Origin of the sequence: Mycobacterium sp. E2238 (assembly GCF_001672665.1) — a bacterium.
GTDB lineage: Bacteria > Actinomycetota > Actinomycetes > Mycobacteriales > Mycobacteriaceae > Mycobacterium.
On sequence record NZ_LZKF01000189.1, the window covers coordinates 1 to 9586 of the forward strand.

Sequence of the window (9586 nt, forward strand, 5' to 3'; positions counted from 1 at the left end):
CCGGCGACCTCCACGCGGTAAACCTCTACGGCCGGGTAGCGCGGACGCAGTCCGCTGTCGGCGACAAAGCCCGCCAGGGTGCCGGGACCCACCGGCTCGCCGAATTGCGCCACCTTCCGCAGCCCCGGGGACCCGTCGACGGCGCGGTGCACCAGGAGGGGCCGCGCCGAGCGGGACGTATCCGGATCCAGGTCGTTGCGCACCACCACATACGAAATGCCTTGGCGGGCAAGGGTATCAGCCAGGCCGGCTGAGGGACGCCCGGCGGCGAACAGGCGTTGCACCGAGTCCAGCGCCCGGATGGTCTGCGGCGGGGTCAACGGGATCGAGTCGCGCACGCCCCACGGACTGCTGCCGAGCACCTGCAGCGGCTCGTCATGGCTGGTGCCCCACACCTGCGTGGCGAACGGCGCCCCCGGGGCCACCAGCACCCGGCCGGGGACCGGCGTGCCCGTGTTGTGCTCGCTGAGCCAGTCGGCCGTCTCCTGCCAGTAGCGGGGAATCGCGCTGAAGGTGCCGGGTGGGGTCAGCCGGCCGGTCCACGCCAGCGAGGTGCTCACCATCAGCGCCGTCAACACGACGATCGCGACCGCCACCCGCCGGTCGCGCTCGGGGTGGGCGAACGCGCGCAGCCACGCCGAGACGGGCTCCCGACCGGGCAGCGGTATCCGGCCCAACACCTGGGCGATGCCCAGGACGATCGGAATCCGGATCACCGACCCCAGCTTGTGCACGTTGCGCAGCGGCGCTCCGCCGGCGTCCAGGAACGCCTGCACGGCGTGGGCCACCGGCGAGCCCAGCCCGCCGCTGTAACCGGCGGCCATCAACACCACACCGGCCAGCAGCATCGTCACCAGCCGTCCGCGCGCCGGCATCCGCGGGCTGGCCAGTCCCGCCAGCCCCGCCGCCGCGACCAGACAGGTGGCCAGCACGGCCGCCGAGCCGGTCACCAGCGGGGCGCCCGCGGTGGCCGTCGGCGCCACGTACGGGGTCCAGCTGTCGGTGCCGCGCAGCATCTCGGTCAGCGACGACCATTGCGTTGTCACACCGGAGGATTCGATGAAGTCCAGGAAGGGCGGGCTGATGGCACGCAGCATCACCAGCGCGACAACCCACCACAGCATCGCCAGGAACAGCGACACCAGCCACCACCCGGTGTAGCGCCACCACAACCGGTTCGGCCGGTGGCACGCCCACCAGATCACCGCGGGCAGGCAGCCGGCCAGCGTGGCGATCGCGTTGACCGCCCCCATCAACGCGACGGCCAGACCGGCCTGCGCGGCGAGCACTCGCAACGACCGGTTGACGGAAGCCCGCCCCCCCGATTTCAGCGCCAGGATCGTGGGCAGCAACACCCACGGCGCCAACATCATCGGCAGGGTTTCCGACGAGATGGATCCAAGGGTGGTCAGCACCCGCGGCGACAGCGCGAACGCCGCGGCGCCGATCGCCCGCGACGCCGGGCTGCCGATCCCGAGCGCCTCGGCGACCCGCAACAGCCCCCAGAAGCCGATGGTGAGCAGCAGCGCCCACCAGAGCCGTTGGGTGATCCATCCCGGCACGGAGAGCAGATGGCCGATCGCGAAGAAGGTGCCGTGCGGGAACAGGTAGCCGTAGGCCTGGTTCTGCGCCTGCCCGAACGGCAGGTCGCTGTTCCACAGGTTGGTGGCCCGGGCCAGGAAGCGCAGCGGGTTGGCGGTGAGGTCGAGTTTGGTGTCGGGGGAGACCCGGCCGGGGGACTGGCCGAACGTCAGCGCGCAGGCGAGCGCACCGACCAACCACAACCATCGGCGCGAAACGGGCGCGACCGGCAGGCGTGCATCCGGCGCGCCGGCCGCCGCTATCGCCGCTGAGTCCGCAGGCGGCGATCCACTGCGCCCGGCTTCGCCGCTAGCTACGGTTGCCGTACTCGACCCGGTTGAGAACTGACGACTGCGGATCGCCCCCGGGGAGTGGCGGTTTCGTGTCCTGCTGCACCATCAAGGTGATCCCGAAGATGGCTGCCGCGCCGAGCAACAGACCAACCACCACGCTCGCGGCGGCGGGCGCAATGATCCGGTTCATCGACGGCTCCTAACAGCATCGGGAAAACGTAGTCGGCTTAGCGCCAACCTAGCAGAAGGGCGTCGGCTCCCCGGCGCGCTCGTCAGGGCAGGCAGTGGCCGTGAAAGCACCGGTCGCCGTATTGGACCTGATGGGGGCCCAGCGGGTTAAGCGAAGCCGGATGGCCCCGCGCCGGTGCCACGCCGTGGTCGGCGACGGCCAGCGTGACGCCGACCGTCGTAGCGACACCCACCGACAGACCCACCGCGATGCTGGCCGCCGCGGCCAGGGTGAAACCGGTCAACGCTGGCATCTTGCCCCCTAGCCCCGCTGGCACCAGCCCAGTAGTGCCCCCGCAGCCGAAGAAGAAAACCCCCGACGAAAACCTCGTCGCTCCCCAGATCCGGAGGCCCGGATAGCGCCATGAAAGCATGGCCCGATGTCATTTTCGCGCACCTTGGCCGTGCTTGTCTCCGTGTCGGCGTTGCTGGCAGGCTGCGCTCACCACGCCGCCCGGCCACCGGGGCCGTCGACCTCGGCCGGCAAGCCTGCGGCCGCCCCGGCGCCGCCGGCCTGCGGCGACGTCACCAAGCTGCCGGTCCGCGACAAGCTGGCCCAGCTGCTGATGGTGGGCGTGAAGAACGCCGATGACGCCCGCTCGGTGGTCGACGGCTACCACGTGGGCGGCATCTTCATCGGCAGCTGGACGGACCTGGCGATCTTCAAAGGCCCGCTCGCCGACATTGCGGCGAAGGCGGGACCGCTGCCCTTGGCGGTCAGTGTCGACGAGGAGGGCGGCCGGGTGTCGCGGCTGCGGGCGCTGATCGGCGAGGCGCCGTCGCCCCGGCAGCTGGCCCAGACCCAGACCGTCACCCAGGTCCACGACTTGGCGGCCGAGCGCGGGAAGAAGATGCGCGAGCTGGGCATCACCATCGACTTCGCTCCCGTCGTCGACGTCACCGACGCCACCACCGGCGTGATCGGCGACCGCTCGTTCGGGGGCGATCCCAACACGGTCATCGCGTACGCCGGGGCGTACGCACAAGGCCTGCGCGACGCCGGGCTGCTGCCGGTGCTCAAGCACTTTCCCGGACACGGGCACGGCTCGGGTGACTCGCACACCGGCGGTGTGGTGACACCGCCGCTGAGTGACCTGCAGAACCTCGACCTGGTGCCGTACCGGACGCTGATCACCGCGACCCCGGTCGCGGTAATGCTCGGCCACCTGCAGGTCCCCGGGCTGACCGGAGACGACCCGGCCAGCCTCAGCCCCGCGGCGGTGCAGCTGCTGCGCAACGGTGTCGGTTACGGCGCTCCGCCGTTCAACGGCCCGGTCTTCACCGACGATCTGTCCAGCATGGGCGCCATCTCGGACAGGTACGGCGTCGCCGAGGCGGTGCTGCGCACCCTGCAGGCCGGCACCGACGTCGCGCTCTGGGTTACCACCGACGAGGTACCCGCGGTCTTGGACCGCCTGCAGAAGGCGGTGGCGGGCGGCGAGCTGCCCGCGCAGCGGGTCGACGACGCGCTGACGCGGGTCGCGACGATGAAGGGCCGCAGCCCCGCCTGCGGGCACTAAAGCGTGTGCCGACCCGGCGCGTTGCTTACTCTGGGGTCAGATAGACGGGCTAGAGAGGCAAGCGATGGCGGGTGGCACGAAGCGGTTACCGCGCGCTGTCCGTGAGCAACAAATGCTCGACGCCGCGGTGCAGATGTTCTCGGTCAACGGCTACCACGAGACTTCGATGGATGCCATCGCCGCCGAGGCGCAGATCTCCAAGCCGATGCTGTACCTGTACTACGGCTCCAAGGAGGACCTGTTCGGCGCCTGCCTGAACCGGGAGATGGGCCGGTTCATCGACGCCGTCCGCGCCGACATCGACTTCACGCAGAGCCCGAAAGACTTGCTGCGCAACACCATCGTGGCGTTCATGCGCTACATCGACGCCAACCGGGCGTCGTGGATCGTGATGTACACCCAGGCCACCAGCTCGCAGGCCTTCGCGCACATGGTGCGCGAGGGGCGTGAACAGATCATCGAGCTGGTCGCCGGGCTGGTGCGGGCCGGCAGCCGCAGCAGGCGGACCGACCGCGAACACGAGATGATGGCCGTCGCGCTGGTGGGCGCAGGCGAGGCGATGGCCAACCAGCTCAGCACCGGCGACATCGACGCCGACGAGGCGGCCGAGCTGATGATCAACCTGTTCTGGCACGGACTGCGGGGCGGGCCCGAGGAGCGGGAGGCCGCCGCGGCGGCGCTGCCCAAGAAGGGTGGCTCCAGCGCGGGCCGGCGCTAGCCCCTACATTCGTCATGTGGCTCGACCGCCCGCCCGCAACGTCGACTTCTTTTGCGCCGTAGTCATCGTCGGGTTGCTGGCCGGGGTCGCCGGGCTGGCGACGACGTTCGTGCTGCGCTTCGTCCAGCACGTCACCTATCACTACACGTTTGGCGCGCTGCTGGTCGGCGTTGCCGGCAGCAGCCCGGTGCGCCGCGTGGTGGGGCCGATGATCGGCGCTGCGTTGGCGGGGGTCGGGTGGTGGTTGCTGCGGAGCAGGACGCACGTGCCGCCCCTGGCGGAGACCATCGCGCGCCGCGAGCGGATACCGCGGCTTTGCTGGAGCGTCGACGCGATGCTGCAGGTGCTGCTGGTCGGCTCCGGGGCATCCCTCGGCCGGGAGGGGGCGCCGCGTCAATTCGCAGCGGCACTAGGCGATTTCGGGACGGCTTGGATCAAGCGGCTATCGCCCCGCGACCGCGAGGTGTTGCTGGCTTGCGCGGCCGGCGCCGGGCTCGGCGCCGTGTACGCCGTGCCACTGGCCGGTGCGCTGTTCTCGGCGCGGATCCTGCTCAACACCTGGCAGCCGCGGGCGCTCGGCGCGGCGTTCATTTCCTCCAGCCTGGCGGTCGCCGTCGGCTCGGCCATCACGCGCGACGAACCCAACCTGCAGTGGCCGATCGGGGAGTCCACGTACCTGCTGACCGCGCATGGGCTGCTGCTGGCGCCGCTGACCCTCGCGGTGGGACTGGCGTTCAACCGGCTGATGGCGGCGGCACGACCGGCCAAGCAGATGCGGAGCTGGGTGCTGGTCCCCGCGCTCGCCGGCGCCGGGCTGGTGATGGGCATCTGTTCGCATTGGTGGCCCGAGTTGCCCGGCAACGGCCGCAGCATCCTGACAGTCAGCTTGGCCAGCGGCATGACGCTGCTGTCGGCGCTCGCGATTCTGGCTCTGAAACCCTTGCTGACCGCGTTGTTTCTGCGCGCCGGCGGGGCCGGCGGGATGCTGACACCCTCGCTTGCCACCGGCGCGGCCGCCGGCGCGGCGCTCGTGCTGACGATCAACTGGGCGGCCGGGACCAGCCTCCACGTGCCGGCGGTGTCGCTGGCGGGGGCCGCAGGCGTGCTCGCGGTGACGCAGGGCTCACCGATCTGGGCGGCCATCTTCGTCTGGGAACTCGCCCGCCCGCCGTTGTGGTTGTTTCTGCTCTTCCTGCTGACCGCGACCAGCGCCCAGGGGCTGAAAGTGCTTGCCAAGGGCCGAGGCCCGACGCACTCGGGCTAAAGCGCCCGGACCGAGCCGGTCAGGTACGGGTAGCCCTTGGCGATGTTGCGCAGCGAGATGTCCCAGTGGTCGTGGCCCTCGTCGATGTAGAGACCCGCGGTGCCGGGGAGCACGAGCGGTTTGCCGAACCGCACGGAATACTTCACGGCGTCCGGGAACCGCGCCTCGATGTTGGCCAATACCGCCGCCGCACTGAACATTCCATGCGCGATGACGGTGGGGAAGCCGAACAGCTTGGCCGCGATCGGGTTGGTGTGGATCGGGTTGTGATCGCCGCCGACGACGGCGTAGCGCCGGATCAGGCCGGGGCTGACGCGCAGGACGGTGCTGGGCGGGGGCAGCTTGGGCTGCTTCTGTGGTGGCGGCTTGGGCTCGTCGGACAGGCTGGTGCGCTGCTGGTGCAGGAAGGTCGTCACCTGATGCCACGCGGTGTCGTTGCCGACGCTCACATCGGTCACCAAGTCGACCAGCAGACCTTTGCGGTGCTCGCGCAGGTTCTCGGCGTGCACGTGCACGCCGACGGCGTCGGTGACCGCGATCGGCCGGTACTGCGTGATGTGGTTCTCGACGTGCACCGAACCCATTGCGGCGAAAGGGAAGTCGAAGCCGGTCACCAGCGACATCATCGCGGGAAAGGTCAACGCGAACGGATAGGTGAGCGGCACATTGTTGCCGTAGCGCAGTCCGGTGACCCCGGCGTACTCGGCCACGTTCGTGCGGTCGATGGGCATTTCCTCGATGTCCACCGTGCGGGTGGGCAGCTGGTCGCCGCGGGACACCACCGGCAGCGCCCCGGCCGCCGCACGCAGCATGTTCTTCAGGCCGCTTGGCTGATTCATCGCGTTCTCCTCAGCTATGCGCCCAGCATGGCCTGGCCGCAGACGCGGATGACGTTGCCCGTCACCGCGTTTGACGCCGGGCTCGCGAAGTAGGCGATGGCCTCCGCGACATCGACGGGTTGGCCGCCCTGCAGCAGCGAGTTCATCCGGCGGCCCACCTCGCGGGTGGCAAGCGGGATGGCTGCCGTCATCTGGGTCTCGATGAAGCCCGGCGCCACGGCGTTGATCGTGATGCCCTTGGCGTACAGCTCCGGCGCCAGCGCCTGGGTCAGGCCGATCATCCCGGCCTTGGTGGTGGCGTAGTTCGTCTGCCCGCGGTTGCCCGCGATGCCGGCCATCGAGGACAGCCCGACGATCCGGCCGCCCTCGCCGATGGTGCCGTTGGCCACCAGCCCTTCGGTAAGCCGTAGCGGGGCAAGGAGATTGACGGCCAGAACCGCATCCCAGCGGGCGTCGTCCATGTTGGCCAACAACTTGTCGCGGGTGATGCCTGCGTTGTTGACCAGCACGTCGGCGCGGCCGCCGTGGTGCTCGCGCAGGTGCTCGGAGATCTTGTCGACGGCGTCCTCGGCGGTGACGTCGAGCCATAACGCGGTACCCCCGACCCGGCTGGCCGTTTCGGCCAGCGTCTCGGCGGCCGACTCGACGTCGATCGCGACGACGCGCGCCCCGTCGCGGGCGAACACCTCCGCGATCGTCGCCCCGATGCCGCGGGCGGCGCCGGTCACGATGGCGACCTTGCCGTCCAACGGCCGCTCCCAGTCGGCCGGCGGCGTGGAATCGGCCTCGCCGATGTAGAACACCTGGCCGTCGACATAGGCGGACTTGGCCGACAGGATGAACCGCATGGTCGATTCCAGGCCCGTCGCAGCGGGTTTGGCGTCGGGTGACACATACACCAGCGCCACCGTGGTGCCGTTGCGCAGCTCCTTGCCCAGCGAGCGGGTGAACCCCTCCAGGGCGCGCTGCGCGATCCGCTCGTGCGGACTGGCGGCGGCGTCGGGCGTGGTGCCGACCACCGCGACGCGCGCCGAATGGCCCAGGTTGCGCAGCAGCGGCGTGAAGAACTCGTACAACCCCCGGAGTCCCTCGGGCGTCGTGATGCCCGTGGCGTCGAACACCAGGCCGCCGAACTGGTCGGCCCAGCGCCCGCCGAGATTGTTGCCAACCAGGTCGTAGTCCTTGTCCAGCGCGGCGCGCAGCGGCTCGACGATGCGCCCCTCGCCGCCGATCAGCAGGGAGCCCGCCAGGGGCGGGTCACCGGGCCGATAGCGGCGCAGCGTCTCGGGCTGCGGGACCCCGAGCTGCTTGGCGAGAAACGATCCAGGACCGGAATTGACAACCTGAGAAAACAGATCGGACGAGACCTTGGGAGCCACCGGAGCTACCTTCCATGCGCTTGCGAAGTCGGGGTGTGCCTACTGCCCACCGTATCGGGGACGAACTTACTTCAGAGTAAGAACAGTGGGTAGTATGGCCCCAGACGGGCATCCCAAAACCGACAGACGGCAGATACACGGAGAAGACAGTGGCCCCTGCAAGTTCCGAGGCAAGCAACCAGCGCAGTTCGCAACGGCGACGCGTCGCCGTGCTCGGCGGCAACCGCATCCCGTTCGCCCGGTCCGACGGCGCCTATGCCGAGGCGTCCAATCAGGACATGTTCACCGCCGCGCTGGGTGGGCTGGTCGACCGGTTCGGGTTGACCGGCGAACGACTGGGCGCGGTGGTCGGCGGTGCCGTGCTCAAGCACAGCCGTGACTTCAACCTGACCCGCGAATGCGTGCTGGGCTCCGAGCTGTCGTCCTACACGCCGGCGTTCGACCTGCAGCAGGCCTGCGGCACCGGGCTGCAGGCGGCCATCGCCGCGGCCGACGGCATCGCATCCGGGCGTTACGACGTCGCCGCCGCCGGCGGGGTGGACACCACTTCGGACCCGCCGATCGCCCTGGGTGACAACCTGCGCCGCACGTTGCTCAAGCTGCGCCGGTCCAAGTCCAACGTCCAGCGGCTGAGGCTGCTCGGCACGCTGCCCGCCAACCTGGGCATCCAGATCCCGGTCAACAGCGAGCCGCGCACCGGACTGTCCATGGGCGAGCACCAGGCGATCACCGCCAAGGAGATGGGCATCAAGCGGGTCGACCAGGACGAGCTGGCCGCGGCGAGCCACCGCAACATGGCCGCCGCCTACGACCGCGGTTTCTTCGACGACCTGGTCACCCCGTTCCTCGGGCTCTACCGCGACGACAACCTGCGGCCGGACTCGTCGGCGGAGAAGCTGGCGAAGCTCAAGCCGGTGTTCGGCGTGAAGTCCGGCGACGCAACGATGACGGCCGGCAACTCGACCCCCCTGACCGACGGCGCCTCGGTTGCGCTGCTGGCCTCCGAGGAGTGGGCGGCCGCCCACTCGCTGCCGCCGCTGGCCTTCCTGGTGGACGCGGAGACCGCGGCCGTGGACTACGTCAACGGCCGCGACGGCCTGCTGATGGCGCCCACCTACGCGGTGCCGCGGCTGCTGGCCCGGAACGGCCTGAGCCTGCAGGACTTCGACTTCTACGAGATCCACGAGGCCTTCGCCTCGGTGGTGCTGGCCCACCTGCAGGCGTGGGAGTCGGAGGACTACTGCAAGGAGCGGCTGGGCCTGGACGCCGCGCTCGGGTCGATCGACCGGTCCAAGCTCAACGTCAACGGCTCGTCATTGGCCGCCGGCCACCCCTTCGCCGCGACCGGTGGGCGCATCCTCGCGCAGGCCGCCAAGCAGCTCGCCCAGAAGAGGGCGGAGCAAAAGGGTGGCGCGGCCAAGCCGCTACGGGCCCTGGTCTCGATCTGCGCCGCGGGTGGCCAGGGCGTGGCCGCGATCCTGGAGGCGTGAGCCGTCTTCGGGGTCGGCCGGTTCATGAAATCGGTCACAGCGGGTTAGTAATTCGGGCGGACGGGTATTCGAGTGCCCGGATGACCCCGTGTTGTGGTCTGACCCCCCGACCCCGACGGCAATACGGGGCATCCCTGAAACGACCGCCGGTCACCGCGGACGGGCGTACGAAAAGGGCCGCCGCTGGAGTGAGGGGATCCAGCGGCGGCCTTTTTGTGCGACGCGTGCCGTGAAACAAAAACCCCGCTCCCATCTGGGAACGGGGTTTTTGCTT

9 protein-coding genes are annotated in these 9586 nt (G+C 70.0%); 4 read left to right on the plus strand and 5 right to left on the minus strand.

The window, feature by feature from the left end:
• The 3 genes from A5711_RS16925 to A5711_RS16935 form a co-directional block, all read right to left on the minus strand.
• Positions 1 to 1814: DUF3367 domain-containing protein (locus tag A5711_RS16925; RefSeq protein WP_156744974.1), on the minus strand; the 1814-nt coding region annotated here is incomplete at its 3' end.
• Positions 1815 to 1890: 76 nt separating this feature from the next.
• Positions 1891 to 2064 (minus strand): DUF2613 domain-containing protein, encoded by a 174-nt coding sequence (locus A5711_RS16930; protein WP_065443914.1) that lies wholly within the window; start codon positions 2062 to 2064, stop codon positions 1891 to 1893.
• A gap of 82 nt (positions 2065 to 2146) precedes the next feature.
• On the minus strand, positions 2147 to 2347 hold the full coding sequence (locus tag A5711_RS16935) for a DUF2613 family protein (RefSeq protein ID WP_067948480.1): 201 nt from the start codon (positions 2345 to 2347) through the stop codon (positions 2147 to 2149).
• A 135-nt stretch (positions 2348 to 2482) separates the two neighbouring features.
• Between A5711_RS16935 and A5711_RS16940 the strand changes: the two genes are divergently transcribed.
• From A5711_RS16940 to A5711_RS16950, 3 genes are all read left to right on the plus strand, one after another.
• Positions 2483 to 3622 carry a glycoside hydrolase family 3 N-terminal domain-containing protein gene (locus A5711_RS16940; RefSeq protein ID WP_067948470.1) on the plus strand — a complete coding sequence of 380 codons (1140 nt, stop codon included), beginning with the start codon at positions 2483 to 2485 and terminating at the stop codon, positions 3620 to 3622.
• Positions 3623 to 3686: 64 nt separating this feature from the next.
• Positions 3687 to 4340, plus strand: coding sequence for a TetR/AcrR family transcriptional regulator (locus tag A5711_RS16945; protein ID WP_067948472.1), 654 nt, complete (start codon positions 3687 to 3689; stop codon positions 4338 to 4340).
• A 16-nt stretch (positions 4341 to 4356) separates the two neighbouring features.
• Positions 4357 to 5604, plus strand: a complete 1248-nt coding sequence (locus A5711_RS16950; RefSeq protein ID WP_082953526.1) for a chloride channel protein — start codon at positions 4357 to 4359, stop codon at positions 5602 to 5604.
• Here the strand turns inward: A5711_RS16950 and A5711_RS16955 are convergent.
• The gene (locus A5711_RS16955) at positions 5601 to 6443 is read right to left on the minus strand and encodes a MaoC/PaaZ C-terminal domain-containing protein (protein ID WP_067948474.1); all 843 of its coding nucleotides are present in this window, start codon (positions 6441 to 6443) and stop codon (positions 5601 to 5603) included. The two genes, A5711_RS16950 and A5711_RS16955, sit on opposite strands and share 4 nt — an antisense overlap.
• Before the next feature lie 14 nt (positions 6444 to 6457).
• The gene (locus tag A5711_RS16960) at positions 6458 to 7822 is read right to left on the minus strand and encodes a 3-oxoacyl-ACP reductase (protein ID WP_067948476.1); all 1365 of its coding nucleotides are present in this window, start codon (positions 7820 to 7822) and stop codon (positions 6458 to 6460) included.
• A 149-nt stretch (positions 7823 to 7971) separates the two neighbouring features.
• Here A5711_RS16960 and A5711_RS16965 point away from each other — a divergent pair, with 149 nt between their 5' ends.
• Entirely contained in the window at positions 7972 to 9312 is a 1341-nt protein-coding gene (locus A5711_RS16965; RefSeq protein WP_067948478.1) for an acetyl-CoA C-acetyltransferase, read from the plus strand.
• Positions 9313 to 9586 lie beyond the last annotated feature (274 nt).

Excerpts from the sequence above, each read along its gene's own strand:
- A5711_RS16945 (WP_067948472.1), top strand. The coding sequence starts at position 3,687 with ATGGCGGGTGGCACGAAGCGGTTACCGCGCGCTGTCCGTGAGCAACAA.
- A5711_RS16940 (WP_067948470.1), top strand. The coding sequence starts at position 2,483 with ATGTCATTTTCGCGCACCTTGGCCGTGCTTGTCTCCGTGTCGGCGTTG.
- A5711_RS16955 (WP_067948474.1), bottom strand. The coding sequence starts at position 6,443 with ATGAATCAGCCAAGCGGCCTGAAGAACATGCTGCGTGCGGCGGCCGGG.
- A5711_RS16930 (WP_065443914.1), bottom strand. The coding sequence starts at position 2,064 with ATGAACCGGATCATTGCGCCCGCCGCCGCGAGCGTGGTGGTTGGTCTG.